This window comes from Pseudomonas sp. GL-R-26 (assembly GCF_019947365.1).
In the GTDB taxonomy this organism is placed as follows: domain Bacteria; phylum Pseudomonadota; class Gammaproteobacteria; order Pseudomonadales; family Pseudomonadaceae; genus Aquipseudomonas.
In genome coordinates this window covers 1-25,962 of sequence record NZ_JAGYGI010000034.1, presented here as the reverse complement: position 1 = coordinate 25,962, position 25,962 = coordinate 1, and the positions used below count along the sequence as shown (strand labels likewise).

General features: G+C 60.6%; 26 protein-coding genes, 4 tRNA genes and 1 pseudogene. 6 read left to right on the top strand and 25 right to left on the bottom strand.

Annotated elements, in window-relative coordinates:
- Positions 1 to 5: 5 nt before the first annotated feature.
- From tig to KGA96_RS25595, 5 genes are all read right to left on the bottom strand, one after another.
- On the bottom strand, positions 6 to 1,316 hold the full coding sequence (gene tig, locus KGA96_RS25615) for a trigger factor (protein WP_046043049.1): 1,311 nt from the start codon (positions 1,314 to 1,316) through the stop codon (positions 6 to 8).
- Between the two features lie 386 nt (positions 1,317 to 1,702).
- A tRNA-His gene (locus tag KGA96_RS25610) sits at positions 1,703 to 1,778 on the bottom strand.
- A gap of 78 nt (positions 1,779 to 1,856) precedes the next feature.
- A tRNA-Leu gene (locus KGA96_RS25605) sits at positions 1,857 to 1,941 on the bottom strand.
- A 56-nt stretch (positions 1,942 to 1,997) separates the two neighbouring features.
- Positions 1,998 to 2,073, bottom strand: a tRNA-His gene (locus tag KGA96_RS25600).
- A gap of 32 nt (positions 2,074 to 2,105) precedes the next feature.
- Positions 2,106 to 2,182 (bottom strand) — tRNA-Arg (locus KGA96_RS25595).
- A 274-nt stretch (positions 2,183 to 2,456) separates the two neighbouring features.
- Here KGA96_RS25595 and folD point away from each other — a divergent pair.
- Both folD and pbpG read left to right on the top strand, forming a co-directional pair.
- Positions 2,457 to 3,311, top strand: a complete 855-nt coding sequence (gene folD, locus KGA96_RS25590; RefSeq protein ID WP_046043051.1) for a bifunctional methylenetetrahydrofolate dehydrogenase/methenyltetrahydrofolate cyclohydrolase FolD — start codon at positions 2,457 to 2,459, stop codon at positions 3,309 to 3,311.
- 238 nt (positions 3,312 to 3,549) lie between these two features.
- Positions 3,550 to 4,488 carry a D-alanyl-D-alanine endopeptidase gene (gene pbpG / locus KGA96_RS25585; protein WP_046043053.1) on the top strand — a complete coding sequence of 313 codons (939 nt, stop codon included), beginning with the start codon at positions 3,550 to 3,552 and terminating at the stop codon, positions 4,486 to 4,488.
- A 56-nt stretch (positions 4,489 to 4,544) separates the two neighbouring features.
- Here pbpG and KGA96_RS25580 read toward each other — a convergent pair whose 3' ends face one another.
- The 3 genes from KGA96_RS25580 to KGA96_RS25570 form a co-directional block, all read right to left on the bottom strand.
- Positions 4,545 to 4,760: a hypothetical protein gene (locus KGA96_RS25580; protein ID WP_007977127.1), complete on the bottom strand. Its 216-nt coding sequence runs from the start codon at positions 4,758 to 4,760 to the stop codon at positions 4,545 to 4,547.
- Between the two features lie 17 nt (positions 4,761 to 4,777).
- A complete protein-coding gene (locus KGA96_RS25575; protein WP_046043055.1) occupies positions 4,778 to 4,984 on the bottom strand; it encodes a DUF6021 family protein in 207 nt (68 codons plus the stop codon).
- Between the two features lie 94 nt (positions 4,985 to 5,078).
- Entirely contained in the window at positions 5,079 to 5,813 is a 735-nt protein-coding gene (locus tag KGA96_RS25570) for a peptidase C39 family protein (RefSeq protein ID WP_223465935.1), read from the bottom strand.
- Between the two features lie 179 nt (positions 5,814 to 5,992).
- Here KGA96_RS25570 and KGA96_RS25565 point away from each other — a divergent pair, with 179 nt between their 5' ends.
- Positions 5,993 to 6,160 carry a hypothetical protein gene (locus KGA96_RS25565; protein ID WP_185754846.1) on the top strand — a complete coding sequence of 56 codons (168 nt, stop codon included), beginning with the start codon at positions 5,993 to 5,995 and terminating at the stop codon, positions 6,158 to 6,160.
- 78 nt (positions 6,161 to 6,238) lie between these two features.
- Here the strand turns inward: KGA96_RS25565 and KGA96_RS25560 are convergent, their stop codons facing one another.
- Together KGA96_RS25560 and KGA96_RS25555 are read right to left on the bottom strand one after the other, a co-directional pair.
- Positions 6,239 to 6,988: a TerC family protein gene (locus tag KGA96_RS25560; RefSeq protein WP_046043059.1), complete on the bottom strand. Its 750-nt coding sequence runs from the start codon at positions 6,986 to 6,988 to the stop codon at positions 6,239 to 6,241.
- A 29-nt stretch (positions 6,989 to 7,017) separates the two neighbouring features.
- A complete protein-coding gene (locus KGA96_RS25555) occupies positions 7,018 to 7,260 on the bottom strand; it encodes a hypothetical protein (protein ID WP_008048837.1) in 243 nt (80 codons plus the stop codon).
- A 135-nt stretch (positions 7,261 to 7,395) separates the two neighbouring features.
- Between KGA96_RS25555 and nhaR the strand changes: the two genes are divergently transcribed.
- Positions 7,396 to 8,295: a transcriptional activator NhaR gene (nhaR, locus tag KGA96_RS25550; RefSeq protein WP_223515333.1), complete on the top strand. Its 900-nt coding sequence runs from the start codon at positions 7,396 to 7,398 to the stop codon at positions 8,293 to 8,295.
- Here nhaR and KGA96_RS25545 read toward each other — a convergent pair.
- Positions 8,282 to 9,442 (bottom strand): MFS transporter, encoded by a 1,161-nt coding sequence (locus KGA96_RS25545; protein WP_223515330.1) that lies wholly within the window; start codon positions 9,440 to 9,442, stop codon positions 8,282 to 8,284. The two genes, nhaR and KGA96_RS25545, sit on opposite strands and share 14 nt — an antisense overlap.
- 345 nt (positions 9,443 to 9,787) lie before the next feature.
- Here KGA96_RS25545 and sstT point away from each other — a divergent pair, with 345 nt between their 5' ends.
- The gene (gene sstT / locus KGA96_RS25540; RefSeq protein ID WP_046043062.1) at positions 9,788 to 11,020 is read left to right on the top strand and encodes a serine/threonine transporter SstT; all 1,233 of its coding nucleotides are present in this window, start codon (positions 9,788 to 9,790) and stop codon (positions 11,018 to 11,020) included.
- Positions 11,021 to 11,206: 186 nt separating this feature from the next.
- Here sstT and KGA96_RS25535 read toward each other — a convergent pair whose 3' ends face one another.
- The 12 genes from KGA96_RS25535 to KGA96_RS25480 all read right to left on the bottom strand — a co-directional run bounded on the left by KGA96_RS25535 (position 11,207) and on the right by KGA96_RS25480 (position 22,283).
- Positions 11,207 to 11,716, bottom strand: coding sequence for a DUF1993 family protein (locus KGA96_RS25535; protein ID WP_046043063.1), 510 nt, complete (start codon positions 11,714 to 11,716; stop codon positions 11,207 to 11,209).
- Positions 11,717 to 11,792: 76 nt separating this feature from the next.
- Positions 11,793 to 12,668, bottom strand: a complete 876-nt coding sequence (locus KGA96_RS25530; RefSeq protein WP_046043064.1) for an SDR family oxidoreductase — start codon at positions 12,666 to 12,668, stop codon at positions 11,793 to 11,795.
- 150 nt (positions 12,669 to 12,818) lie between these two features.
- Entirely contained in the window at positions 12,819 to 13,967 is a 1,149-nt protein-coding gene (locus tag KGA96_RS25525; RefSeq protein WP_223465923.1) for an acetyl-CoA C-acetyltransferase, read from the bottom strand.
- A 106-nt stretch (positions 13,968 to 14,073) separates the two neighbouring features.
- Complete coding sequence (locus KGA96_RS25520) at positions 14,074 to 15,129, bottom strand: acyl-CoA dehydrogenase family protein (RefSeq protein WP_223515327.1); 1,056 nt, start codon at positions 15,127 to 15,129, stop codon at positions 14,074 to 14,076.
- A 10-nt stretch (positions 15,130 to 15,139) separates the two neighbouring features.
- Positions 15,140 to 16,306, bottom strand: coding sequence for an acyl-CoA dehydrogenase family protein (locus tag KGA96_RS25515; protein ID WP_046043068.1), 1,167 nt, complete (start codon positions 16,304 to 16,306; stop codon positions 15,140 to 15,142).
- A 10-nt stretch (positions 16,307 to 16,316) separates the two neighbouring features.
- On the bottom strand, positions 16,317 to 17,072 hold the full coding sequence (locus tag KGA96_RS25510; RefSeq protein ID WP_223515324.1) for an enoyl-CoA hydratase family protein: 756 nt from the start codon (positions 17,070 to 17,072) through the stop codon (positions 16,317 to 16,319).
- A gap of 29 nt (positions 17,073 to 17,101) precedes the next feature.
- Positions 17,102 to 18,169 carry an NAD(P)H-dependent flavin oxidoreductase gene (locus KGA96_RS25505; RefSeq protein WP_223515321.1) on the bottom strand — a complete coding sequence of 356 codons (1,068 nt, stop codon included), beginning with the start codon at positions 18,167 to 18,169 and terminating at the stop codon, positions 17,102 to 17,104.
- A gap of 2 nt (positions 18,170 to 18,171) precedes the next feature.
- Positions 18,172 to 19,044, bottom strand: coding sequence for an enoyl-CoA hydratase (locus tag KGA96_RS25500; protein WP_046043072.1), 873 nt, complete (start codon positions 19,042 to 19,044; stop codon positions 18,172 to 18,174).
- Between the two features lie 23 nt (positions 19,045 to 19,067).
- Positions 19,068 to 19,856, bottom strand: a complete 789-nt coding sequence (locus tag KGA96_RS25495) for a CoA-transferase subunit beta (protein WP_046043074.1) — start codon at positions 19,854 to 19,856, stop codon at positions 19,068 to 19,070.
- A gap of 11 nt (positions 19,857 to 19,867) precedes the next feature.
- Entirely contained in the window at positions 19,868 to 20,749 is an 882-nt protein-coding gene (locus KGA96_RS25490; RefSeq protein WP_102672752.1) for a CoA transferase subunit A, read from the bottom strand.
- An 11-nt stretch (positions 20,750 to 20,760) separates the two neighbouring features.
- Positions 20,761 to 21,651: a VOC family protein gene (locus tag KGA96_RS25485; protein ID WP_046043078.1), complete on the bottom strand. Its 891-nt coding sequence runs from the start codon at positions 21,649 to 21,651 to the stop codon at positions 20,761 to 20,763.
- Between the two features lie 272 nt (positions 21,652 to 21,923).
- The gene (locus KGA96_RS25480) at positions 21,924 to 22,283 is read right to left on the bottom strand and encodes a DUF6124 family protein (protein WP_046043080.1); all 360 of its coding nucleotides are present in this window, start codon (positions 22,281 to 22,283) and stop codon (positions 21,924 to 21,926) included.
- 580 nt (positions 22,284 to 22,863) lie between these two features.
- On the opposite strand from KGA96_RS25480, the pseudogene KGA96_RS25475 reads away from it, so the two are divergent.
- A pseudogene (locus tag KGA96_RS25475) lies at positions 22,864 to 22,974 on the top strand (outer membrane lipoprotein carrier protein LolA); the annotation flags it as partial.
- A gap of 8 nt (positions 22,975 to 22,982) precedes the next feature.
- On the opposite strand, the gene KGA96_RS25470 reads toward KGA96_RS25475, so the two are convergent.
- Positions 22,983 to 24,104 (bottom strand): LLM class flavin-dependent oxidoreductase, encoded by a 1,122-nt coding sequence (locus KGA96_RS25470; protein WP_046043082.1) that lies wholly within the window; start codon positions 24,102 to 24,104, stop codon positions 22,983 to 22,985.
- Positions 24,105 to 24,228: 124 nt separating this feature from the next.
- A complete protein-coding gene (locus tag KGA96_RS25465; protein WP_046043084.1) occupies positions 24,229 to 25,413 on the bottom strand; it encodes a flavin-dependent monooxygenase in 1,185 nt (394 codons plus the stop codon).
- Positions 25,414 to 25,962: the final 549 nt, after the last annotated feature.

Below are 25,962 nucleotides of genomic sequence, written 5' to 3'. Positions count from 1 at the left end.
ACTGATCAGTCGGCTTGTGGTGCTTCTACCGGCTTGACCGCTTCTTCGTAAGAGACCGATTTGTCGGTCACGCTAGCTTTCTGCAGAACAGTATCCACAACTTGCTCTTCCAGCACAACCGAGCGAACTTCGTTCAGTTGCTGGTCGTTCTTGTAGTACCAGGACACAACTTGCTCAGGCTCCTGGTAGGCCGAAGCCATTTCCTGAATCATCTCGCGAACGCGGGCTTCGTCAGGCTTCAGGTCGAATTGCTTGACCACTTCAGCCACGATCAGGCCCAGCACTACACGGCGCTTGGCCTGCTCTTCGAACAGCTCGGCCGGCAGTTGGTCAGGCTTGATGTTGCCACCGAACTGCTGAACAGCCTGCACGCGCAGACGGTCAACTTCGTTGGACAGCAGAGCCTTTGGCACTTCGATCGGGTTGGTGGCCAGCAGACCGTCCATCACCTGATTCTTGACCTTGGATTTGATCGCCTGACGCAGCTCACGCTCCATGTTCTTGCGAACTTCGGCGCGGAAGCCTTCCAGACCGGTTTCCTTGATGCCGAATTGAGCGAAGAACTCTTCGGTCAGTTCTGGCAGCTTTGGCTCGGAAACAGTGTTGACGGTCACGGTGAACTCGGCGGCTTTGCCAGCCAGGTCCAGGTTCTGATAGTCCTCTGGGAAAGTCAGGTTCAGAACGCGTTCTTCACCGGCTTTTGCGCCAACCAGGCCATCTTCGAAACCAGGGATCATGCGGCCGGAACCCAGAACCAGCTGAGTACCCTTGGCGGAACCGCCAGCGAACACTTCACCGTCAACCTTGCCGACGAAGTCAATGTTCAGTTGGTCTTCGTTTTGAGCGGCGCGATCGGCCACTTCGAAACGAGTGTTCTGCTTGCGCAGGATGTCCAGCATCTTGTCCAGATCGGCATCAGACACGTCAGCGCTCAGGCGCTCTACGGTGATACCTTCGAAACCGGCAACGGTGAACTCAGGGAACACTTCGAATACGGCTACGTATTCCAGGTCCTTGCCCGCTTCCAGGGATTTTGGCTCGATCGAAGGCTGACCAGCCGGGTTCAGCTTCTGCTCAACCACAGCTTCGTAGAAGGAAGACTGGATCACGTCGCCTACAGCTTCCTGGCGAGCGTCAGCACCGAAACGGCGCTTGATTTCGCTCATTGGCACTTTGCCTGGACGGAAGCCAGCAATCTTGGCCTTTTGGGCGGTCTGCTGCAGACGCTTGTTGACCTGGCTCTCGATGCGCTCAGCCGGCACGGTGACGCTCATGCGGCGCTCAAGAGCAGTAGTATTTTCAACAGAAACTTGCATGGATATTCCTCGTTGCACAGACGTTAGCCGGCCGTTTCCGACCCCAGAATCAAGGGCATGCATTCTAGTGGGTCAAACTCAAGAAGTCACCCTACTGAAAACGGGTAAAAACGCAGCAGGCAATTTATAGGTGCGAATGCACGAATGCACCTCGCCCCGATGGCAAATACAACCAATCACGCCAGGGCTCTGCGCCAACCTTTCTACATATAGACAAGGTCGCCAATCATCTCCCTGACAGCCGATCTCGCAAGCAAGGCCGGCGGGCAGGACTGCATCATCGAGAAACATAAATACGACGAAACGCCCTACCCCTGCGACCCGGAACCTGCGGCCACTGAAACAAAAAAGGCGCCAGACTTTTCAATCTGGCGCCTTTCGAAATATGGGGTGGACGATGGGGATCGAACCCACGACAACGGGAGTCACAATCCCGTGCTCTACCAACTGAGCTACGCCCACCATATTGCCTGTTAAAGAAGCCAAACAAACTTCTTTATCAAGCTCCAGCCAGGTCAAACGCCTGAGTGAAGCTTTAATTGGTGCGGATGAAGAGACTCGAACTCTTACGCCTCGCGGCGCTGGAACCTAAATCCAGTGTGTCTACCAATTCCACCACATCCGCGGGTGAAGCCTTTAAAGCAAAGGCGCCAGACTGTTAATCTGGCGCCTTTCGAAATATGGGGTGGACGATGGGGATCGAACCCACGACAACGGGAGTCACAATCCCGTGCTCTACCAACTGAGCTACGCCCACCATATCGCGCTACTTGTGCCAAAGCTGCCTAATGGCGCACCCGGCAGGACTCGAACCTGCGACCATCCGCTTAGAAGGCGGATGCTCTATCCAGCTGAGCTACGGGCGCCTTGTTAGCTGTAACCTTGGAGGACTACAAACTAAGTGCTTTCCAGTCTCGCAGAATCGTAATCCCGCTCAACCTTCCTAACCAGTGCTAGGCTGTGCCCGACAAGTGCGACGAATAGTATAGAGCCACCCGAAGGTCGTCAAATCCTTTTTAAAAAAAATTCATTTAATTAAAGGAGTTAGGGGAATTTGCAGACCAAGCGCCTTTGCCCTCACCGCACGACATGCGAGAATGCGTTCTCTTTTTTTCCCCTCTCGATGGTTAATCACGCGCAATGACTGCACAACTTATCGACGGCAAATCGATCGCCGCCAGCCTGCGCCAGCAGATCGCCCAACGTGTCACCGAGCGTCGCCAGCAAGGCCTGCGCACGCCCGGCCTTGCGGTGATCCTGGTCGGCAGCGATCCTGCCTCTCAGGTTTATGTCTCGCACAAGCGTAAAGACTGTGAAGAGGTCGGCTTTCTATCCCAAGCCTATGACCTGCCTTCCGAAACCACTCAAGAAGCGCTGACCGAGCTGATCGATCGCCTGAACGACGATCCTGCAATCGACGGCGTTCTGCTTCAGCTTCCGCTTCCCGAACACCTTGACGCCTCCAGGCTGCTGGAACGCATTCGTCCGGATAAAGACGTCGACGGTTTCCATCCTTATAACGTCGGTCGCCTGGCCCAGCGTATCCCGCTGCTGCGCCCCTGCACCCCCAAAGGCATCATGACCCTGCTGGAAAGCACCGGTGTCGACCTTTACGGGATGGATGCCGTGGTTGTCGGCGCGTCCAATATCGTTGGCCGCCCGATGGCCATGGAATTGCTGCTGGCCGGTTGCACCGTGACCGTCACCCACCGCTTTACCAAGGACCTGGCCGGTCATGTCGGCCGTGCGGACCTGGTTGTTGTCGCCGCTGGCAAGCCGGGCCTGGTCAAGGGCGAATGGATAAAGGAAGGCGCAATCGTGATCGATGTCGGCATCAACCGTCAGGACGACGGCAAGCTGGTCGGTGACGTGATCTACGAAACCGCCCTGCCCCGCGCCGGCTGGATCACTCCGGTACCGGGCGGCGTAGGCCCGATGACCCGTGCCTGCCTGCTGGAAAACACCCTTTACGCCGCTGAAACCCTGCACAGCTGAGTTTCAACGCGGACACTGACAGCGTGACGATGAACCCCGCCCCCTGGCGGGGTTTTTTTTGCCTGCAAAACGACCTCGACCACCCGACGGAAAATGACTTTTTTTTCATGTTTCTCAGGACTTTCACCTGTTACTTGATCAACCATCGACAGTTATTCAGCCATACTCCAGAATGTCGCGCTTTTTACGAAATAGCCCGTTACAAAACGGCTTATCAACACCTTATGAGTCTGCCAGCGTGAAAATCCGTCTTTCCATCCTGAGCCTATTTTTTGCAGTTACAGGGACTTTCATCACGCCAATCGCCAACGCTGGCGAAACCACCGCAGCCCCGCGAGATACTTCACATCTCAAGATCGCTTCCGGCAGCGCCCTGCTCGTGGATATGCAGACCAATAAAGTCATCTACGCCAGCAATCCTGACGTGGTCGTCCCCATCGCTTCAGTCAGCAAGCTGATGACGGGCCTGGTGGTGGTTGAAGCCCGCCAGAACATGGACGAATACATCAATATCAACATCAGCGACACGCCGGAAATGAAAGGTGTGTACTCGCGGGTCAAGCTCAACAGCGAAATGCCGCGCCGGGAAATGCTGCTGATCGCCTTGATGTCATCGGAAAACCGCGCCGCCGCGAGCCTGGCGCACCACTATCCAGGTGGCTACGCCGCGTTTATCGCCGCGATGAACGCCAAGGCCAAGGCGCTGGGCATGACCAACACCCACTTCGTCGAGCCCACCGGCCTGTCGCCGCGCAACGTATCCACCGCCCGCGACCTGAGCAAACTGCTGGTCGCTGCACACAGGTACCCATTGTTGACCGAGCTGAGTACCACCAAGGAAAAAACCGTGTCGTTCCGCAAGCCCAACTACAGCCTGGGTTTCCGCAACACCGACCATCTGGTCAACAAAGCGAACTGGAACATCGAGCTGACCAAGACCGGTTTCACCAACGAGGCTGGTCACTGCCTGGTGCTGGTGACACATATGGCGAATCGCCCGGTTACGCTGGTGATCCTCGACGCCTACGGCAAGTACACCCACTTTGCCGATGCCACGCGAATTCGCAACTGGGTCGAAACCGGGCACAGTGCTGACGTGCCCTCTGTGGCCCTGCAGTACAAATCGGACAAGAACCTCAAGCAACGCCAAAGCGGCGTGGTTGAAGCCTCGAAGTAACAAATCGGCAACGCACGAAAAGCCCCGATCATTCGGGGCTTTTTTTCGCCCGACATTCAGTCGTTGGGCAACGGCATCTGGTCGTCATCCGGGATACCGTCGCCGGTGCTTGGATCTCTCCAACCCTTCGGCTTTTCAGTGGGCACCACCGTTGGCCGCGCCAGAGGGTCCCTCAACGGGCTGTCGGGATCCATCACTGGATCGGTGCTTTGCTCGGGGGTTGTGGGGACAGTTTCCGGACGTTTGTCGTCGAAACTGGAATCGGTAGACATACGCACCTCCATTGGACCTAAGGCTTCAGATTACCCAGTGGATCATAGGGCTTGGCCGGAGCCTTGGGGTTGTCACCCGGTTTCACGTCCCTCGGTGCCTTGGCGGGCCCGATCGGGTCGACCTGAGGATCGGCAAGGTCCGGGGAATCGGGATCGAAACCCAGCTCATTGCCAGACGAGTGTTCAGCCGAGTGCGGACCGACGGGCGTTTTGGAATGAGCCATGGGTGCCTCCTGATCTCGGCCCGAAGTAATGTTTCGGGCCCTTAAGATCAGAGGCTGGCGATGGGCGATGGTGCCCGGCGGGTGACCAACGGACTTACTGGCTGGCCAGGGCTTTTTTCGCCCTGGCGGCGGCCTGCTCCTGACCGGCCTGGGCCAGATCGTTGGCGGCCTTGAGCCAACGCTGCTGATCGACCTGGGCCGGGATTTGCGTCGGATTCTGGATCAGCACGGCCCACCCTCCGGCGTCCTTGAACGCCGACTCGAAGGAGCTGAAGCTCATCAGCTCGCGGTGATTCATCCCGGCCCGCAGCAGGACCGTCTGCTTCTGGCGGTTGTAGCCGGCCAGAATGGCGTAACGCGGTTCGGCCCACATGGCCGAGCCTTCGGTAAAGCGCACCATCACCGGATAACCGGCGGCGACTTGGGTCAACAAGGCCGCAAGGTTGCTGTCCAGGGGATAAACGACCATCCCGTACTCGCGGGCCAGGTTCTGCATGTTCTGTTGTAACTGGGCTTCGCCCCCCGGCAAATGCAAGGGTTTGTCGAGCAGCCCCGGGGTAATCACGATGCCCTGCTGGGACAGCATGCTGGCCAGCACTTGCGGCCCGCTTTGGTATGCATCGCCCCGGTAGAACCGGCCGCTGAGTTCGACTCGCTCCGGCAAGCGCTTGATCTCGGGCGCAACGCTCCCGGCACAGCCCGCCAGGCTTGCCACGCAACCGGCGATCAGCATGGCCGACAAAATTCGAGAAAATACCCGCACCATCATCTCTCTCTTGTTCAGGTTCAGACGCCAGGCAATCCCATTCCCGGCTTGGTCGTCGATCATAGGTCGCCGCGCCGCTACGGTATAGCTCTAAACGGTAGTGGAGTGAATTCGATAGAGCGAACTGGTTGGTGACAGACGACTTTCGGTCAATAGCCTGAAATGCAGCAACGGCTAGACTGTTCCCTGAAGAGATGACAGCGAAGCGTGAGTGCCCAAAGAAGGGCAAAGAGGAGGCACAGATGAGCCTGACCATGATCATAGTAATGTTGGTTTGCGGCTGGCTGGCGGTAGCCGCCGCCATGCTGTGGGGCGTGCTGCGCATTACTCGCCGCCACCATCACCCTGTCCAGCCAGCCCCTGCGCCAGAAGCGGACGAGACGTCGAACCAACACGCCAACGCTCACTGACACCACCTTTATCCGATACCAACAAAAACGGCCGCCTGCACTCTTTGGAGTCCAGGCGGCCGTTTCTATTAGCGTGGGTTAAGCCTCAGTGGCCACCTGCTTCTGCCTGGCCCGGCGGGACATCATGTTCAACACCTCGATCGAAGCCGAGAATGCCATGGCCGCATAGACGTAGCCTTTCGGTACATGGGCGCCGAAGCCTTCGGCGATCAGCGTCATGCCGATCATGATCAGGAAGCCCAGGGCCAGCATCACCACCGTCGGATTGTCGTTGATGAACTTGGCCAGCGGATCAGCCGCCAGCAACATCACCAGTACCGACACCACCACCGCGATGACCATGATCGGCAAATGCTCGGTCATGCCGACAGCGGTAATGATGCTGTCGATGGAGAACACCATGTCCAGCATCAGGATCTGACCGATCGCGGCAGCGAAGCCCAGGGTCACGGTCGAGGTCGCCGACTTCGGATCTTCCGGTGCAGGGTCCATGCTGTGATGGATCTCGGTGGTTGCCTTCCACAACAGGAACAGGCCACCGGCAATCAGGATCATGTCTTTCCAGGAAAACGCGTGGCCGAGAATCTCGATCACCGGTGCGGTCAACTGGACGATGAACGCGATGGTGCTCAGCAAGCCCAGGCGCAGGATCAACGCCATGCCAATACCAATGCGCCGAGCCCGCTGTCGATTGTGCAAGGGCAGCTTGTTGGTCAGGATCGAAATGAAGATCAGGTTATCGATGCCGAGCACGATCTCCATCACAATCAGGGTGGCAAGGGCGACCCAGGCGGTGGGGCTGGCGGCAAGTTGTAAAAGGTAGTCCATGGGTCAGTCCTGACTCGTTGTAATACGGTTTAGATTTCCTGGGAGGAAGATTCGGTTTTTTCCGATTCTTTTTCCGATGATTCTTTTTTGCTGATCAACCCGCTGGTGGCGTCACTGAGTGCTTGCTCGGCGGCCTTGTGGGTATCGTCAATCGCCTGTTTGGCGCTTTCGGCAGCCTTGCCCATCAATTGTTGCGCGCTTTTCTCGGCCTGGTCGCAACCGGCCAGTACCAGTAAAGACGTGATCAACAGTGCCGTGGCTTTAAGCTTCATGATGCTTTCCTCGATAGAACGAACGGGACCTAAACGATGGCCCGTTGATAGCGATGCATTCTAGGGAAACGAATACTTCAGGAAAATTCGTATTTTCAGCGGTTATACTTCGTTTTTTACGAAGTGTTAGACGCCATGCTCAACTATCGGCAATTGCATTACTTCTGGGTGGTGGCCAAGACCGGCAGCATCGTGCGTGCCTGCGAGCAGCTCAATCTCACGCCACAAACCATCAGCGGGCAGATTTCATTACTGGAACAGACCTTTGGCATTGAATTGTTCCGGCGCGTCGGACGGCAACTCGAACTGACCGAGGCCGGCCGCCAGGCCCTGCCCTACGCTGAACAAATGTTCCAGCTCGGTGGCGAACTGGAACTGATGCTGCGGGCACAACCCAATGAACAGCAGATCCTGTTTCGCGTCGGCGTGGCCGACGTGGTGCCCAAGTCCATCGTCTATCGCCTGATTGCACCGACCATGGAACTGAGCGAACCGCTACGCATCACGTGCCGCGAAGACAAGCTTGAACGTTTGTTGGCCGACCTGGCGATCCAGCGCCTGGACCTGGTGATCTCCGACAGCCCGATGCCGTCGCACCTGGACATCAAGGGCTACAGCCAGAAACTCGGTGAGTGCGGGATCAGCTTCTTCGCCACCCCGGAACTGGCGGCACGTTATGGCCACGACTTTCCGCGCAACCTGCACGGTGCGCCGCTGTTGATTCCCGGGCAGGAAACCGTGGTGCGCAGCCGCTTGCAACGCTGGTTCGCCGAGCAGCAGATCCAGCCAAAAATTGTCGGTGAGTTCGACGACAGCGCCCTGATGCAGGCCTTCGGCCAATCCGGCAGCGGAATCTTCATTGGCCCGAGCGTGATTGCCGATGAAGTGCAACGCCAGTATGGCGTGGAGGTGATTGGCCAGACCGACGCGGTGAGCGAGTCGTTCTATGCCATCTCAGTGGAACGCAAGGTCAAGCACCCCGGCATTGTCGCCATTACCGAAGGTGCCCGACGCGAGCTGTTTACAGCGCTGTAACCTCTTCGCGCGGCTTGAACGTCATCAGGGCGATGGCCAGCAGGATCGAAGCCAGAATGAAAGCGGCAGCTGCAAAGCCAAGGCCTTGCAGGCCAACACTGTCGATCACCCGACCACCGATTATCGCGCCCAGACCGATACCGAGGTTGCCCCCGGCGATGTTCAACGACGCGGCAAACGCCGGGGCTTCGGGCGCAGCTTTCATCAGGCGCACATGGCTGACCAGGAACAACGCCGCCTGGGTCACGCCCCAGATGCCCATCGCCGCCGCCAGACCGAGCGGCGAATGGATGTTCGGCACCAGCGCCACCAGGCCGGCAATCATGAATGCACAGAACATCATCGACGCCATCAGCGGATGACGATCCACCGCCCGGCCACCCAGGGAGTTACCGATCAGCCCGACCGCGCCGAAGCCCAACAGGCACCAGCCAACCACGGTGCCGTTGAACCCGGCCAGTCGTTCAAGGATGTCCGCCAGATAGGTGTACGCGGTGAACATGCCGCTGAACACAATCACTGACAGCAGCACGTGACCGAGCATCAGCGGGCTGCGCAGGATCTTGAACTGCGAGCGAAAGCTCACCTGATGCTGGTGCAGGTCGGTCTTGGGCAGATAGATAAACAGCAGCAACGCCTTGGCAAAGGCGATGACCGCCAGAATCGCGAAGGCACTGCGCCAGCCAAACGCATCGGAAATCAGCGTGCCCACGGGAATGCCGAATACCGTAGCGCAAACGATGCCGAAGCCGATCTTGGCGATGGCGCGACCGGCGTAATCCGGCCCGACGATGTCCACCGCCGTTTCGCTGGCCAAGGCCCAGAACACCGGCAGCCCCAGCGCCGGGATCAAGCGGGCAAACGCCATCACCCAGATATTCGGCGCCAGCGCCGCGAGCGTGTTGGCCAGGCCGAACATGATCAGCACCGAGATGAACAGCTTGCGGCGCTCGAAGCGAGCGAAATACGCCGTCAGGAACGGCCCGAACGCGGCCACGGTGAAAGCAAACAGGGTCACCAGCAAACCGGCCTGCGGGATGCTGACCTCCAGGTCCCGGGCGATAGCTGGCAACAGGCCAACGATGATGAATTCCGTGGTCAGCACCGTGAAGCCGGCGGCGGACAACAGAAGAATGGGCAACAGCATGCAAAACTCCAGAAAACGAAAACACCAGCGATAGCCCGAAGGCCCACTGGCAGACATGAAAATGAGGATGGCGAATCTTAACAGAGTGTTTTCGGATGCGGTTGCTCGAACCTGCCTATCTCGTTGAATGCCAGGGTGGCAGTTCGTCACAGGTCTGAAAGATAGCTCCTACGCTGTGATAAAGTCCGCGCCCTTTGTGGCGAGGGAGCTTGCTCCCTCGCCACAGGAATCAGCGCTGGCATTAGCCCCGTGTTCCCCTCTCGGTTTCCCGCCTGCGGCCTGCCCTGCTTGTTGCTGCAACTGCGGCGAAACCATGCACTTATAAAAAACCAGAGATGCCGTTTTATGACTGCTTCATCCCCTTCTCTATTGCAACGCCTTAAACGCTTGAGCCTGGTCACACAGATCGTGATTGGCCTGATCGCCGGTATTGCCCTGGCGCTGATTGCCCCCGACCTGGCGAAGTCCACGGCGTTCATCGGCAAAGTGTTTGTCTCGGCGCTGAAAGCCGTCGCGCCGATTCTGGTGTTCGTGCTGGTCATGGCGTCGATTGCCAACCACAAACACGGTCAAGAAACCCACATCCGGCCGATTCTGTTCTTGTATCTGCTGGGCACTTTCGCCGCGGCCGTGGTCGCGGTGGTTGCCAGCATGACGTTCCCGTCGAGCCTGGTGCTGTCGACCCAGGACGTCGCGGTGACTGCGCCAGGCGGGATTGGCGAAGTGTTGCAAAGCCTGTTGCTGAGCGTGGTCGATAATCCGGTCAGTGCCCTGATGAACGCCAATTTCATCGGCATCCTGGCGTGGGCCATCGGTATGGGCATTGCCATCCGCCACGCCGGCGACACCACCCGTGAAGTGCTGGGCGACCTGTCCAACGGCGTGACGGTGATCGTGCGTCTGGTGATCAGCTTCGCCCCGCTGGGCATCTTCGGCCTGGTGGCATCGACCCTGGCCACTTCCGGTTTCGGCGCCTTGATCGGCTATGCGCACCTGCTGGCTGTGCTGCTGGGCTGCATGCTGTTCGTGGCGCTGGTGATGAACCCGCTCATCGTGTTCTGGAAACTGCGTCGCAACCCGTACCCGCTGGTGCTGACCTGCCTGCGCGAAAGCGGCATCACGGCGTTCTTCACCCGTAGTTCGGCGGCGAACATTCCGGTCAACCTGGAGTTGAGCAAGCGACTGGGCCTGCACGAAGACACCTACTCGGTATCGATCCCGCTGGGCGCGACCATCAACATGGCCGGCGCGGCAATCACCATCACCGTGCTGACCCTGGCGGCCGTGCACACGCTGGGCATCGCCGTGGACATTCCCACCGCGATCCTGCTGAGCGTCGTCGCGGCAATCTGCGCCTGCGGTGCTTCGGGTGTGGCCGGTGGTTCGCTGTTGCTGATTCCACTGGCCTGCAGCCTGTTCGGCATCCCGAGCGAAATCGCCATGCAGGTGGTCGCGGTCGGCTTCATCATTGGCGTGTTGCAGGACTCGGCGGAAACCGCGCTGAACTCCTCCACCGATGTGCTGTTCACCGCGGCGGCTTGCCTGGGTGAAGAGGCAAAAGCAGAACGCCTGGCCTGACACAAATCCTTGTAGGAGTGAGCCTGCTCGCGATAGCGTTTAATCATTCAACATAGATGTCGCCTGATACTCCGCCATCGCGAGCAGGCTCACTCCTACAGGAACCGTGGTGTAGCTGATAAATGCGTACACATGAAAAAGCCCCCGCAACCTGAGGTTGCGGGGGCTTTTTTGTACCTGGACGGTTTAGAACGCGCCCATGTAGTCGCGCTTGCCCACTTCCACGCCGTTGTGGCGCAGCAGTGCGTAAGTGGTGGTGACGTGGAAGAAGAACTGCGGCAGGCCGTAGGTCAGCAGGTAGGACTGGCCGCTGAAGCGCTTCTCTTTAGGCGTGCCCGGACGGGTGACGATCTCGATGCCTTCCTTGCCGTTGATCTGCGCAGGCGTAATGCTGCCGATGAAAGCCAGGGCCTTGGCGATCAGCGCTTGCAAATCCGCGAAGGTGGTTTCTGTGTCGTCGTACTTCGGCAATTCGACTTCGGCCAGGCGACCGGTAACGCCCTTGCTGAAATCAACGGCGATCTGCACCTGACGCACCAGCGGGAACATGTCCGGGAACAGGCGCGCTTGCAGGAAGGCGTTAGGGTCGATGTTTTTTTCGGTGGCGTGAGCTTCGGCTTTTTTCAGTACATCGCTCAGAGCGTTGAGCATTTGCTGGAAAACAGGCACGGAAGCGTCGTACAGGGAAATGGTCATGGCAGGTCTCGTGTGGTGACAGAGGGAAACGTCGGCCGATTATAGCCGCGCGCCGCCCTCCCGAGACCGGACTTTTTCAGCTGCCGTACACTTTGGCCGCCGGAACGGCCTGAGCCACCAACTGTGCAACGGCGTCGCCCATCTCGCCGACCGCCCAACGGCCCTGGCGATCCAGTTGCGGACCACGGCGCCAGCCGTCGGCGATGGACAACTTGCCGCCCTCGACCTCGAACATCTGCCCGGTCACCTCGGCGGAAGCCTCGGAGCCGAGCCACACCACCAACGGCGCGACGTTTTCCGGGGCGAAGTAATCGAAGCCTTCTTCCGGTTTTTTCATGGTGTCGGCGAACACTTGCTCGGTCATCCCGGTGCGAGCGGCCGGGGCCAAGGCGTTGGCGGTGATCCCGTAGCGGCGCAGTTCAGCCGCCTGCACCAGCGTCAGCGAGGCAATACCGCCCTTGGCCGCCGCGTAGTTGGACTGGCCAATGGAGCCCTGCAAACCGGCGCCGGAACTGGTGTTGATGATCCGCGCATCGACCTTGGCGCCACCCTTGGCCTGCTCGCGCCAGTACTTCACGGCGTGACTGGAAATGCAGAAGTGGCCTTTGAGGTGCACGGCTACCACGGCGTCCCAGTCGGCTTCGCTGAGGCTGGCGAACATGCGGTCGCGGCAGATGCCGGCGTTGTTGACCACCACGTTCAGGTCGCCGAAGGTTTCGATGGCCTGGCGCACGATCAGCCCCGCCGAGTCATAGCGGGTGATGTCGTCGCTGTTGGCCACGGCACTGCCGCCCAGGCCGAGGATTTCACCGACCACGGCCAGCGCCGCTTCGCGGTTGATGTCGTTGACCACCACTTTCGCGCCTTCGGCAGCGAAGGCCAGCGCGTAGGAGCGGCCCAGGCCACCGCCGGCACCGGTGATGATCACCACACGGTTTTCACAGATCTTCATGTTCTACATCCTTCAAATTCATCACGGGTCAACACAATCCCTGTAGGAGCGAACCTGCTCGCGATAGTGGTGGGTCAGCCAACATTGATGTAGCTGACACTACGTCTTCGCGAGCAGGCTCGCTCCTACAGGATCGGTGTGCATCCTGGTTTACAAGCGTTCGATGATCGTTACGTTGGCCTGGCCGCCGCCTTCGCACATGGTCTGCATGCCGAAGCGACCGCCGCTGCGTTCCAGTTCATGCAGCAAGGTGCACATCAAGCGGGTGCCGGTGGCGCCCAATGGATGACCGAGGGCAATCGCGCCGCCGTTGACGTTGGTCTGTTCATGGGGATAACCGGTCTCTTTCAACCAGGCCATGGCCACCGACGCGAAGGCTTCGTTGATCTCCACCCGGTCGATATCTTCCAGCTTCATCCCGGCACGCTTGAGTGCGTAGGCGGTGGCCGGGATCGGCGCGGTGAGCATCCAGATAGGGTCTTCGGCGCGCACGCTCAGGTGATGGATGCGTGCCCGTGGCGTCAGGCCGTAACGCTTGAGCGCCGCCTCCGAGACAATCAGCATCGCGCTGGCCGCGTCACAGGTCTGGCTCGACACCGCGGCGGTCACCCGGTCGCAGCCGAACAGGACTTCCAGCTCGGCCATTTTTTCCAGGCTGGTCTGGCGTGGCGTTTCGTCATGCAGCACGCCGGCCAGTGGCACGATTTCGCGATTGAAGCGGCCTTGCTCGATGGCCTGCAAGGCACGTCGATGGGACTCAAGCGAATAGGCTTCAAGCTGGGCCCGGGACAGGTCCCACTTTTCCGCGATCATCTGCGCCGAACGGAACTGCGTTGGCGGTTGCGCGCCATAGCGCCGCACCCAGCCTTCGGAACCGCTGAACGGATCGGTGAAGCCCAAGGGCTCGGCGGCGATCATCGCCGAGGAAATCGGGATCTGGGTCATGGTCTGCACGCCACCGGCGACGACCACGTCCTGAGTGCCGCTCATCACTGCTTGCGCCGCGAAGTGCACCGCTTGCTGAGACGAACCGCACTGGCGATCGATGGTGGTACCCGGCACCGATTGCGACAGGCCGGCCGCCAGCCAACTGGTGCGGGCGATGTCACCGGCCAGCGGGCCGATGGTGTCGACACAGCCGAAAATCACGTCGTCGTAATCCTCGTCGGGAATGGCGTTGCGCTCGACCAGCGCACGCAACACATGGGCGCCCAGGTCGGCGGCGTGGATCTGGCTCAGACCACCCTTGCGCCGCCCGGTAGGCGTACGCAGGGCGTCGACGATATAAGCTTCAGGCATGGTCTACCTCGGTGAAAAAATTGAAATCTGGTATTGAGAGCGCCGAAAAACCTGTGGGAGCGAGCTTGCTCGCTCCCACAAGGGGGGCGTCACCCTTACTGACTGGTTAGAACGTATTGCCCGCACCCAGCTCTGGGTTACCGTCAAACAGGGCCGCGCGTATCCGCCCCTTGTGATGACCACGGTCGCCCCAGACCTTGTCCAGCGCCCAGGCGCGTTTCATGAACAGATGCAGGTCGACTTCCCAGGTGTAACCCATGGCGCCATGGGCCTGGATGGTGTTCTTCGCCGCAAGCATCGCCGCTTCCGCCGTTGCCAGCTTGGCGTGGGACACCAGCACGTCGTGCCCCGGTTGCTGCTCGGCCAGCGCATAAGCGGCACGGTAGAGCGGGCCTTTTGCGAACTCGATCTGCACCGCGACGTTGGCCATCAAGTGCTTGACCGCCTGGAACGAGCCCACCGGTTTACCGAACTGCTTGCGCTCGAAGGTGTAGTCCACTGCCAGGTCGACCATGCGCTTGGCCAGCCCCAGCAATTGCGCAGCACTGGCGAGGGCGCCACGGTTGAACGCGGCCGCCCACAGGCGTCGGCCCTGCTCACCGCTGGCGACGCACGTGGCAGGTGTTGGCGTCCACTCGACCTGGAACAACTGCCGGCTCGGATCAACCGACTCGTTGCGGGTCAAGCGCACGGCATCACGCTCCAGGGCATGCACTTCGTCACCATTGGCCAGCAACAGTAGATCGGCAACGTGGGCATCGCTGACCAGCGGGTTACCTGGCTCGGAAACCGCGAGACGCGCACGGCCCTCGGCCACTCGCGACAGCCATTTTTGTTTGAGTGGCGCATGTTGCTCATCCAGGGCGGCGAGCAACGGCACGCCGATCAACATGGTGTCCACCAGCGGTTCGGGCAGCCCGGCGTAACCGCATTCCTGGGCAATCAGCACGAAGTCCAGCTCATTCATGCCCATGCCGTCCTGCGCCTCGGGCACGGTCAGGGCGGTCAGGCCCAGCTCCACCAGTTGTGCCCAGAGCTGATCACTGCGCCCGCTGTCGCTCTGCCACAGTTCGCGAATGCGTTCCGGAGTGACTTCGTTGATCAAGAAGCTGCGGACGTTGTCCTGAAACAGCAGTTGGTCGCGGCTGAAACTAAAGTCCATGGTCTATTCCTCAGGCACGCGGCATGCCGAGCATGCGTTCGGCAATGATGTTGCGCTGGATCTCGTTGGTGCCGGCGTAGATCGGCCCGGCCTGGGCAAACAGGAAACCTTCCAGCCAATGGCCGACGTCACCGGCGGCCGGGGCATCGGGCAGCAGTTCGCCACGCAAGCCGAGAATGCTCATGGCGGTGTCGTGCATGCGCTGGTCAAGTTCGGACCAGAAGATCTTGTTGGTCGACGACTCCGGCCCGATCTTGCCGCCCTGCACCAGTTGCGAAGCAGTCATGTAGGTGCTCAGGGTGTAGGCCTCGGCATCGAGCCAGGCGCGCATCACGGCCTCACCAATGGCCGGATCGCGGTCGGCGTGCTCACGATTGGCCAGGTACAGCTGCACCAGGCGCTTGGCGGTTTCCTGGAAGCGCGCCGGTGAACGCAGCAACAAGCCGCGCTCGAAACCGGCGGTGGACATCGCCACATGCCAGCCCATGCCTTCGCCACCGAGGGCGTTCTCCACCGGCACCTTGACGTCGTCGAAGAAGATCTCGGCGAAACCCGGCAAACCGTTGAGCTGCGGAATCGGCCGCACGGTGATGCCAGGCGTGTCCAGCGGCAGCAGGATGAAGGTCAGGCCGTGATGTCGCTGGGACTGCGAGTCGGTACGGAAAATACCGAACGCCCAATCCGCCCACACCGCACGGGTCGACCAGGTTTTCTGGCCGTTGATCACGTAGTGGTCACCCACCCGTTCAGCCTTGGAACGGATCGCCGCCATGTCGGAACCGGCACCCGGCTCGGACCAGGCCTGGGCCCAGATGTCTTCGCCTGTGGCCATGCGCGGCAGGAATCGCGCCTTCTGCTCTGCGCTGCCGTACTCCATCAGGGTCGGGCCGAGCAGGAAGATGCCGTTCTGGTTGACCCGTGCTGGTGCCCCGGAACGGTAGTATTCCTCTTCGAAAATCAGCCACTCGATCAGGTCACAGCCGCGCCCGCCGAGTTCGGTCGGCCAGGTGACCATGCCCCAACGGCCTTCATTGAGTTTGGCTTCCCAGGCCCGGTGCTGGGCAAAGCCAGACTCGGTGTCGAACGATTGCAGCGGTTCACTCGGTACATTGGCCGCCAGCCAGGTCCGCGCCTCGGCGCGAAAGGCCTGCTGGGCCGGGGTATAAGTCAGGTCCATGGATATGCCTTCAGCCGTTGAATCGGGCATCGCGTTTCTCGACGAACGAGTCGCGTGCTTCCTGAGAGTCCAGTGAGCGATAGGCTTCGAGGGTGAAGCCTTGCTCCCAGCGGTATTTGTCTTCCAGATTGCCGTCTTCGATGCCGCTCAGCGCTTCCTTGGCCAGGCTGATCATGCCGGGGCTCTTGGCGGCGATGGTGCGGGCGATCTGCAACGCGGCTTCGCGCAAGTCTTCGCGCTTGACCACCCGCTCCACCGCGCCCAGGCGGTAGGCTTCTGCGGCGTCGATGGCCTCGCCGGTGAAGTACATGTGGCGGACTTTCTGCACCGGGAACAGGCGCTGCAAATGCGCACCGCCGCCCATGGCCCCGCGATCCACTTCCGGCACGCCGAAGGTGGCGCACTCGGACGCGACGATGATGTCGGCGGCGCCGCAGATGCCGATGCCACCGCCCAGCACGAAGCCGTGCACGGCCACGATCACCGGTTTCGGGTTGCGGTGGATGGCCTTGAAGCTGTCGTAGTTGCCCTTGTTCACCGCAACGATCAGATTGCCGTCGGCGGCCAGTTCCTTGATATCGACCCCGGCGCAGAAGCCGCGACCTTCGGCACGGATCACGATCACCCGCACGTCGTTGTTGCGGCCCAGGCCCTCGATCTCGCTGGCGATATCGGCCCAGCCCTGGCAATTGAAGGCGTTGACCGGTGGTCGGTTGAAGACCAGTTCGGCAATGCCGTTATCGATGCTGACGCTAAATGGTTTCATGGTTTCCTTCCTTCACAATGCATGGCCCCTTACGACACACGGCGGCACAGCTCGCCCAGGCGCGCTTCGGCGTCGCGGACGATCTGTTCAATCAATTGGGCGCAGCTGGGCAAGCTGTCGATGGATGCGGCGATCTGCCCGGCGGGCAACACGCCCGCGGCCGGTTGCCCGTCGACCATGGCTTTCTGGATCACCATCGGCGCGTTGGCGGCCATGATGCTTTGCGCGGCGGTCAACTCTCCGCTGCCGCGCATCTTCAGCGCGCTGGTGAACAACTGGGTCAGGCTCATGCCGGTGTGGCGGCGGTAGGCCAGGCCACTCTGCAAGGCCAGCAACAGGCGCTTGAGGCCGCCGCTGCTTTCCAGCTGATTGAGCAATTCGTTGCGGATCATCCGTTGCGGCATGCCGTCGATGGCGCGGCTGATGATGATCGCCGCCGGGTCCTTGACCGCCAGGTAACGGGCCAGTGTTTCCTGCGGCACCGGGCTGTCGGCGCACATCAGGAACCGCGTGCCCATGGCGATGCCTTCAGCACCGTAGGCCAAGGCCGAAACCAGGCCCTTGCCGTCCTTGAAACCACCGGCCGCCACCACGGGCACCGACACGGCATTGACCACTTGATCAAGCAGCATCGAGGTCGGTACGGAACCGGTATGTCCCCCGCCCTCGCCGCCCTGTACGGTCACCGCATCGGCGCCCATTTCCACGGCTTTCTGCGCATGCTTGAGCGCGCCCACTGTGGGAATGCACACCACGCCGGCATCCTTCAGGCGGCTGATCATTTGCTTGCCCGGCGAACGGCTGTAGCTGACCGCCCGGACTTTATGGCGCAACACCAGCTCGACGATCTCGCTGGCATTGGCTTGGTACATATGGAAATTCACCCCAAACGGCTGATCGGTCAGGCGCCGGGTTTCGATAATCGCCGCTTCCATCTGCTGCGGTTCGATGGTCGCCCCGGCGAGAAAACCGAAACCACCGGCATTGCCCGTGGCGGCCACCAGTTTCGGGTCGGCGACCCAGCCCATCGCGGTCTGGATGATCGGGTAGCGGCAACCGAGCAGTTCAGTCAAACGGGTATTCAACGAGATCGCCATGTTCACGCCTCGCCCGTTTTGCGCTGGGAACTGGCCATGGCCTTGGCGTCGTAACCGCCGAGGCGGTCGCCGGACACCAGTTCATTGTGGGCATGGGCGAAGTGATGCAGGCCGAACACCATGTCCATGGTCGCGCGCTTGCCCATCAAATCTTCGGCGTTGTTCACCGCTTGCTTGCTCAGCTGCAGGCCCAGGCGCGGCATCTGCGCGATGCGCCCGGCGATGTCGAGGGTTTGTTGCTCCAGCTCGTCGCGAGCAACCACCCGATTGAGCATGCCCATCTGATAGGCACGCGGTGCCGGCATTCGCTCGCCGAGGAACAGGAACTCCTTGGCGATGCGTGGGTTCAGTTCATGCACGTGGGCGAAATACTCCACCCCCGGAATGCCCATGCGCACCACCGGATCGGCAAAGTAAGCATCCTCGCTGGCGACGATCAGGTCGCAGACCCAGGCCAGCATCAAGCCACCGGCAATGCACGCGCCCTGGACCATCGCGATGGTCGGCTTGGGCATCTCGCGCCAGCGGCGACACATGCCCAGATAGACTTCCTGCTCCCGGGCATAGAGAAACTCGCCACCCGGTTTGTTCACATGGTCGTACCACAGGCTGGCGCGGTCGAAGGTCTTGTCGACGTCGCGACCCGGGGTACCGATGTCATGCCCGGCGGAGAAATGCTTGCCGGCGCCACGCAGCACAATGACCTTCACTTCATCGTCATCGCAGGCCCGGCGAAACGCCGCGTCCAGCGCATAGGTCATCTGCGAGTTCTGCGCGTTGTGGAACTCAGGGCGGTTCATGGTGACCAGGGCCACCGCGCCACGCACCTCGTACAGCACCACCTCGGCCTGATTGTTATCGTTATGTTCAGCCATCACTTTTCTCCGCAACGCGTTGCTCAGCGTTGGCCTGGCGGGTTGTCTTTGAGTTGCAGGGCGCGCAGGTTGTGCGGGTCCAGACGCTGAATCAGCTGCAACTGCTCGGCCGTCGGTGCTGCCGTGGTCGGGCAATCGTCCGGCACGTGCAGCTCGAAGCCGGTGTTGTCCTGGACTTGCGCCGCCGTCACGCCGGGGTGCAGCGAACGGATGCGCATCTGCCGCTGCGGGCCCTGGAAGTCCAGGATGCAGAGGTCGGTGATGATCAGGCGGATGTCAATGTCGTCCAGCGACCAGCCCCGCGCCAGGCGAGCCGGGTTGTAGCCGACCGAGGCGACCATATCGACCTCGCCTTCGACGAACACTCGGCGGTTATGGCTCGGCACGCAAAACGAGTTGGCGTGGCTGATCGAGTTGCCGGGGAAACCGCGTACGCCAAGCATCTGCGCCTTGGGTTTGGCGTAGTCGCCGATGCAGGAAATGTTCGCCTGGCCAAAGCGGTCGATCTGGGTCGGGCCGACCAGGGCATGGCGCTTGCCACCCCAGACGTTGTCGAAAATCCGCGAGAAGCCCATCCAGCTGTCGCGCTTGGGCTCGTAGCCCTTGCGCGCGCCCAACGGCACCGGTTCGGCAACCATGTAGGCTTCGGAGTCGGTCATCAGCAGTTGCGGGTTGCTGGTCAGCATGGCCAGCGAAGCGGCCAGGCGCGGGATCACGCCGATGCCGGAGGCCAGAACCTCGCCGTCTTCGCGCCAGGCTTCGGAGGCCGCGCAGATCATCAACTCAGCGAGGCTGTAATCAGTAGTGCTCATCGAAAGGCTCCTTAGAAAATCGGCAACGGCAGTTCACGGATCGCAGCCAGGCCGCCGACCTTTTCCAGATACTGTTCGTGGGTGCAGTCGACATAGTCGCGGACATAGCCCTGCCAGCCGTCGGCCACCTGGACCGTAGCGTTGTAGGCCTTGAAGTGCGCGACGTCGAAACCGTACAGCGGTGCGCAGGACGACGGATGCGCCCCGCCCGGCACGTGGGCCACGGCGGTGGTCAGGTTGCGCTCCCAGAACACTTGATGGGCGTGGGCGCTGTCCTGATGGAAATACTCGCTGTCGACCAACTCATCGCAGGTCACGTAGCTGTGGGTCGCGGCCCGCACGAACAGGTCGTCCATGTAGTGATCCGGACCGCTGATCTGGCACACACCGCGTTTGTCGGCGCGGTCGACGTGGACCAGCGCCGCGTCGAGCTTGAGCGCCGGCATGGCCACCCAGTCCTTGCCATCGGCATAGGGCGAGGCAATCAACTTGATCTGGCGGTTGTGGCGTAGCACATCGGTGCCCAGACCCACGGCGGTCGGAATGAACGGCACATTCATCGCCGCCGCCCGCAGACCGAGCAGCAGCATACCTTCGTCGATTTCCATCACTTCCAGCGCCGCTTCCTGGCGCGCCTTGCGGAAATACGGCTCCAGCGGAATGAAGTCCAGGGAAACGAAGGCGAACACCAGTTTCTTGATCTTGCCGGCCGCGCAGAGCATGCCGACATCAGCGCCACCGTAGGCGACCACGGTCAGGTCCTTGAGGTCCGAACGCAGAATCTCGCGCACCAGCGCCATCGGCTTGCGGCGCGGGCCCCAGCCACCGATACCGATGGTCATGCCGTCACGCAGTTGGCCGACAATCTCGGCAGTGGTCATTTGCTTGTCCATCGTCTTGTTCCTCATTGGCGACCGACACTGAAGTCGTGGCCCCAGTGGCTGACCACGGTGCTTTCGAACGGCGTGTGGCGGTCCCAGTCGACCACCAGGCCATCGCAGCCGTACTCCAGGTCAAACCCGGACGGGGTCTTGATATAGAAAGAAATCATCTGGTCGTTGGTGTGCTGGCCGAGGGTGGCCGACAGCTTCACGCCGTTGGCGTGAACGCGGTCGAGCGCACGGCCGACTTCGTCCAGCGCGTTGACCTCGACCATCATGTGCACGCAACCGTGGGGCATCGGGCACTCGAAAATCGCCAGCGAGTGGTGCCGGCCGTTGTTGCAGTGCAGGAAGTGAATGCGCTTTTGCGGTTCGGCCGGGTCCGGGGTGAAGCGGACTTTCATCAGGTCCGACAGGCCAAAGCCCATCACCTGTTCGTAGAAGTCGCGGCAGCGTTCGAAGGCCGGCGCCGGCAGCACGACGTGGCCCATGCCGAGGTCGTTGGTGACAAAACCTTTGACGCCCACCGGCGAGACGAAACGGGCGAAGTCCTGCAACGGGCCCCAGAACAGTTCGTGGCGATTGCCATCCGGGTCGCTGAAGTGCACCAGTTCCTGGACCTTGCGCAGCTCCGCTTCAGCGGCGGTGCCACGGGTCACTTGCACGTCAGCCTGTTGCAGTTCGCTGACAGCCTGTTCCAGCGCCGCCTTGCCGGCGACTTCCCAGCCGCAGGCACCGAATCCGTTCTCGGCGTGCTTCTGTACCAGGATGCGGTAATGACGCTCGTCCATTTTCAGGTACAGCAGCTCATCGTCGCCGCTGACCATCATGCCCAACACCTGGCTTGCGTAGTGGCGCCATTGCGCCAGGTCGCTGGATAACAGGGTGACGTAACCCAGACCACGGATATCCATGGATGCACTCCTCGTTTTACTCAGGCCGTGCCGCCCTTCGGCTGGTGCCGGGGGAGACTTTATGTAGGGGCTATATGTAGGAGCTATTCAAACGGGTTCGGGGAGGGGCAACATCGTCCAATGGGACTAGCGGAAATGACGGGGTACACGCATTAAAAACTGTAGGAGTGAGCCTGCTCGCGATGAGGGCCTTACAGTCAACATTGATATTGAATGTAAGACCGCTATCGCGAGCAGGCTCACTCCTACAGGGGGGATGTGGTGTTGCGGGTTTATGCAGGCGGGTCGATTTGATCGAGCACGCGGTTCGCGGTGATTTCGGCCAGCATGACGCTATTGGAAATACCCAGCAGGGCATTGCGATCACCGCCCTCCAGATGATCCACCAGTTGATGCACCATCACATCCACCGAGGCCAGGGTCTCGACCAGATAGACCACCAGGGTTTCGGTCGTGGCCTCAGGGTCGACGGTAAACAGTGTGCTGATTGTTCGAGGGGTGGCTTTGATGTCGGCTGTCGAGGGGAAGTGGTAAGCGAGGGCACGCTCGGCGGCCTCGTTGAGTTTTTTTGAATCGGGTTCGTACGGGGATGCTGGATCGGTGTCCGGCGGGTTTGGTGTGACCTTGAACATATCTCAGGTTCCTAATGATGTGCCAACCTCCTGCTGCTAAACGAAGAGGGTGGCAGCTGCACGCAGGTTAGCAGACCGGGGAACCTAAGAAGCCGGCGCGCCCAAGGGCGCCCTGCGTACAGCCACCATCAAAATACAGGCACAAAACCTGACTGATAGAAGCGTCGTACGACTTAGGTTATACCCGAGCTGCTAAACCCGATCACTGATGAGCAGTGATGCGAATCAAGTTACCGAGGGGCCCCAAGGCGCACAAGCCGGCGAATTCTGGCGTACCTGTAGGCAACGACGCAAGGCGTTGTAGCTTTCATCGAGTAACACTGACAGCCGTTAAACAGGCTCTATTCAAAGGCCAAATCGGTGGCGCGAACTAGCGCAATAACCTGTAGGAGCGAGCCTGCTCGCGATGGTCGTCAACGATAACGCAGAAAACCTGACACCCCGCGGCGTTCTCCGGTTTATCGCGAGCAGGCTCGCTCCTACAAGGGGTAGGCGGTGTTCAATCTTATCTGGCAGGCATAAAAAAACGGGCCTTGGGGACCCGTTGGAAAGGTGGCCTGACGTCCATGCCAGGCCTGAAATGCGATCACCTGTAGGAGCGAGCCTGCTCGCGATGGTCGTCAACGATAACGCTGCAAGCCTGACGCCACGCGGCGCTCTTCGGTTTATCGCGAGCAAGCTCGCTCCTACAGCGGGGCATCACGCCTTGCGAAAATGCGGAATCACCTTCTCGCCAATGTTCTTCAAGGTCTCCAGCTGCGCCCACTGCGGCACGGTGCCCATCTGGCAGATGAACAGGATTTCGTCGGCGCCGGCATCGATCAGGCGCTGCACGTAGCCGATGCAATCCTCGACGGTGCCGTAGGCGTGGTTCGGGTTCATCATCGCCATGGTCGGGTCGGAGAAGTCGACGCTGACTTCTTCGGAGGCGAAGCGCGACTTGATCACGCTTTGGCCGTTGCCGTCGACGAAGGTGTCGTCTTTCCACTTCTCCGGGTCCGGACGCTCACCACCGCCGTACCAGTAGCCCAGGGATTCCATGAAGTAACGCTGACCACGGATACCGATGCGGCGCGCTTCTTCGTTGTCATCCAGCACGATGGCCGGGCACAGCGCGGCAATGTGGCGGTTAGGACGGAAGCCCACTTGCTTCTTCTCATCGCGGTTGTCGTAGGCCGTGTGATACACCTCGACCTTCTTGGCGATTTCTTCCGGGCCACCGAAGCCCAGCACCAGAGCGCCCATGCCACGACCGCCGGCATTCTTCAGCGACTCGGTGTTGGTGCACGCCAGGTACATCGGCGGGTGCGGATCCTGGTAAGGCTTTGGATGGATCGGGCGCTTGGGGATCTGCACGAAGTCGCCGTTGTGCTCGATCTCGTCCTGCACGAACATTTTCGGGATCAGGTACATCATCTCGTCGATCTGCGGCTGCAAGGTCGCCAAGTCGTAGCCGAAGGTGCCGGCTTCCTGCTGGGTGCCGCCTTTGCCCACGCCAAAGTGCACACGGCCCTTGGACAACAGGTCGAGGGTGGCGATGCGCTCGGCGACCTTCACCGGGTGGTTCATCGCCGGCGGCAGGCAGACCACACCGTGGCCGATGCCGATGCGTTCGGTTTTACCGGCAACGAACGCCAGCATGGTTTCCGGCGCGGACATGTGCGAGTAGTTACTCAGCGCGGTGTGTTCCACGCACCAGAAGGTGTCGAAGCCCAGCTTGTCGGCCAGCACAGCTTGTTCGACGGTGTCTTCAAAAATCTTGCGGTCGCCTTCACGGCTGGAATCCACCGTCTGTGCTTCGTAAATCAGGGAAAATTTCATGGTTGATCCTTGTGCTTATTTGGATGCGCAGTCGGCGCCGTAGACCTTCGCCTTACCGTCAATGCTCGTGCATCGACGGGGCGCTCGAATCACGCAAACGGACTAGCCGATTTGTACGCCAGCGTTAGAGGAAAAAGTCGCTGCTGTCCTGACCCATGCTCACGCCACCCAGGTTCCAGGCGTACTTGGCCGGGCTGTTGGCGACGTGGGCGCGACCGGTGTGAATGTCGCGGAACGCACGGTTGATCGGATGGCTGCGGAAGATCGTCGAAGCACCGCTGTTGAACATCAGGTCGCCAACGGCCTTGGCGCACTTGTCGGCCACTAGCGCCGAGTCGTAACGCATCTTCACCCGCTCCGGCATGCTCAACGGCTCGCCTTTTTGCGCACGCTCCAGCATCAGGGCGAAGTTGCGATGCAGCGCGGTCTTGCACTCGTCGACGCAGACCATGGCATTGGCCAGAGCCGCTTGCGCGGCCGGGTCCTGGACCATTTTGCGACCGTCATTGACCCCGACCCGGGCGCGGTTGTGCTCGACAAACTGATCCACCGCGCCTTGCAGGGCACCGATAGCGGACGACGAAACCGCACGCACGAAAATCTGCCCGAATGGCAGGCGGAACAACGGTGCAGTGTTCACCGCGTTACCCGGACTGTTCTGCATGAAACCGTCCAGGGAGCGATGAGTGCGGTACTCTGGAACGAAAGCGTTCTCGACCAGAATGTCGTGGGAACCGGTGGCTTCCAGGCCCATGACGTTCCAGTTGTCGATAATCTGGTAGTCGCTGCGCGGCACCAGGAACGTCCGGTAATCCGGCGCCCCGCCCGCCTCTGCCGGCGGCACCAGCGCACCGAGGAACGCCCAGTCGCAATGCTTGCTGCCGGAAGAAAAGCCCCAGCGGCCGCTCAACTTGAAGCCACCGTCGACCCGCTCGACCTTGCCTACCGGCATATAGGAAGACGAGATCAGCACGCTGGAGTCGCTGCCCCAGACATCCTGGGCCGCGCGGTCATCGAACAGCGCCAGTTGCCAGTTGTGGATCGCCACCACCCCTAGCACCCAGGCCGAGGACATGCAGCCTTCGGCGAGGGTCATCTGTACGTCGAAGAAATCCTTGGGCTCCAGTTCATAGCCTTCCCAACGGGATGGCTGAAGGATGCGGAAGAACCCGGCGTCCTGGAAATCCTTCAGGGTTTCTTCAGGCAACTGGCCTGCTTGCGCGGCATTCAGGGCGCGTTCACGCAGGATCGGCACCAACTCGCGGGCACGTTGGCTCAGACGCTGGCGAATCAGGTCTTGGTTGAGCATTTTTATTGTTCTCCTTTGTTCACCCCATCCGCCGGGGCGCGCGTGCAACGGGGCGGGTGTAGCGCCCCTACACTCGCATTCAAGCAATGCACAACGCAGGGGACATCCCTCAAACGGACCATGTGGGATTGGGGGAACAGGTATCTGGGGGGTGTATCAGAAAGTGATGTGTTGGCTGGCAGGCCGTCTTCGCAGGCAGGCCCACATTGGTCCCCCGGTTTTACTCGGGACTTATGGCCACTGAAGATCCCTGTGGGAGCGAGCTTGCTCGCGATGGCTTTGTGTCAGGCGGCATGGATTTTTGATGGTGTACATATCCGTTTCTGCGGTAACGGCCACCTATGGTTCCGCTCTTACAGCGGGTCACTTGGAAAAGCCCCAAGTAACCAAGGGCTCTTGCCCCTGACATTCGGTGCCTCGCCGTGGCTCGGCATGCCCTCGCTCCGGTCCTGCTCCGTGGGCCCGCCGCCATCGGCCATCCATGGCCGGGGGCGGCTAACCCGGCATCCATGCCGGGTTGCCCACTGCGCAGAACCTCCACTCGGCCTC

What these genes read in the sequence shown, in the direction of transcription:
- tig (WP_046043049.1), bottom strand. Translation starts at nt 1,316, where the DNA reads ATGCAAGTTTCTGTTGAAAATACTACTGCTCTTGAGCGCCGCATGAGC.
- folD (WP_046043051.1), top strand. Translation starts at nt 2,457, where the DNA reads ATGACTGCACAACTTATCGACGGCAAATCGATCGCCGCCAGCCTGCGC.
- KGA96_RS25580 (WP_007977127.1), bottom strand. Translation starts at nt 4,760, where the DNA reads ATGTCTACCGATTCCAGTTTCGACGACAAACGTCCGGAAACTGTCCCC.
- KGA96_RS25575 (WP_046043055.1), bottom strand. Translation starts at nt 4,984, where the DNA reads ATGGCTCATTCCAAAACGCCCGTCGGTCCGCACTCGGCTGAACACTCG.
- KGA96_RS25570 (WP_223465935.1), bottom strand. Translation starts at nt 5,813, where the DNA reads ATGATCGACGACCAAGCCGGGAATGGGATTGCCTGGCGTCTGAACCTG.
- KGA96_RS25565 (WP_185754846.1), top strand. Translation starts at nt 5,993, where the DNA reads ATGAGCCTGACCATGATCATAGTAATGTTGGTTTGCGGCTGGCTGGCG.
- KGA96_RS25560 (WP_046043059.1), bottom strand. Translation starts at nt 6,988, where the DNA reads ATGGACTACCTTTTACAACTTGCCGCCAGCCCCACCGCCTGGGTCGCC.
- KGA96_RS25555 (WP_008048837.1), bottom strand. Translation starts at nt 7,260, where the DNA reads ATGAAGCTTAAAGCCACGGCACTGTTGATCACGTCTTTACTGGTACTG.
- nhaR (WP_223515333.1), top strand. Translation starts at nt 7,396, where the DNA reads ATGCTCAACTATCGGCAATTGCATTACTTCTGGGTGGTGGCCAAGACC.
- KGA96_RS25545 (WP_223515330.1), bottom strand. Translation starts at nt 9,442, where the DNA reads ATGCTGTTGCCCATTCTTCTGTTGTCCGCCGCCGGCTTCACGGTGCTG.
- sstT (WP_046043062.1), top strand. Translation starts at nt 9,788, where the DNA reads ATGACTGCTTCATCCCCTTCTCTATTGCAACGCCTTAAACGCTTGAGC.
- KGA96_RS25535 (WP_046043063.1), bottom strand. Translation starts at nt 11,716, where the DNA reads ATGACCATTTCCCTGTACGACGCTTCCGTGCCTGTTTTCCAGCAAATG.
- KGA96_RS25530 (WP_046043064.1), bottom strand. Translation starts at nt 12,668, where the DNA reads ATGAAGATCTGTGAAAACCGTGTGGTGATCATCACCGGTGCCGGCGGT.
- KGA96_RS25525 (WP_223465923.1), bottom strand. Translation starts at nt 13,967, where the DNA reads ATGCCTGAAGCTTATATCGTCGACGCCCTGCGTACGCCTACCGGGCGG.
- KGA96_RS25520 (WP_223515327.1), bottom strand. Translation starts at nt 15,129, where the DNA reads ATGGACTTTAGTTTCAGCCGCGACCAACTGCTGTTTCAGGACAACGTC.
- KGA96_RS25515 (WP_046043068.1), bottom strand. Translation starts at nt 16,306, where the DNA reads ATGGACCTGACTTATACCCCGGCCCAGCAGGCCTTTCGCGCCGAGGCG.
- KGA96_RS25510 (WP_223515324.1), bottom strand. Translation starts at nt 17,072, where the DNA reads ATGAAACCATTTAGCGTCAGCATCGATAACGGCATTGCCGAACTGGTC.
- KGA96_RS25505 (WP_223515321.1), bottom strand. Translation starts at nt 18,169, where the DNA reads ATGGCGATCTCGTTGAATACCCGTTTGACTGAACTGCTCGGTTGCCGC.
- KGA96_RS25500 (WP_046043072.1), bottom strand. Translation starts at nt 19,044, where the DNA reads ATGGCTGAACATAACGATAACAATCAGGCCGAGGTGGTGCTGTACGAG.
- KGA96_RS25495 (WP_046043074.1), bottom strand. Translation starts at nt 19,856, where the DNA reads ATGAGCACTACTGATTACAGCCTCGCTGAGTTGATGATCTGCGCGGCC.
- KGA96_RS25490 (WP_102672752.1), bottom strand. Translation starts at nt 20,749, where the DNA reads ATGGACAAGCAAATGACCACTGCCGAGATTGTCGGCCAACTGCGTGAC.
- KGA96_RS25485 (WP_046043078.1), bottom strand. Translation starts at nt 21,651, where the DNA reads ATGGATATCCGTGGTCTGGGTTACGTCACCCTGTTATCCAGCGACCTG.
- KGA96_RS25480 (WP_046043080.1), bottom strand. Translation starts at nt 22,283, where the DNA reads ATGTTCAAGGTCACACCAAACCCGCCGGACACCGATCCAGCATCCCCG.
- KGA96_RS25470 (WP_046043082.1), bottom strand. Translation starts at nt 24,104, where the DNA reads ATGAAATTTTCCCTGATTTACGAAGCACAGACGGTGGATTCCAGCCGT.
- KGA96_RS25465 (WP_046043084.1), bottom strand. Translation starts at nt 25,413, where the DNA reads ATGCTCAACCAAGACCTGATTCGCCAGCGTCTGAGCCAACGTGCCCGC.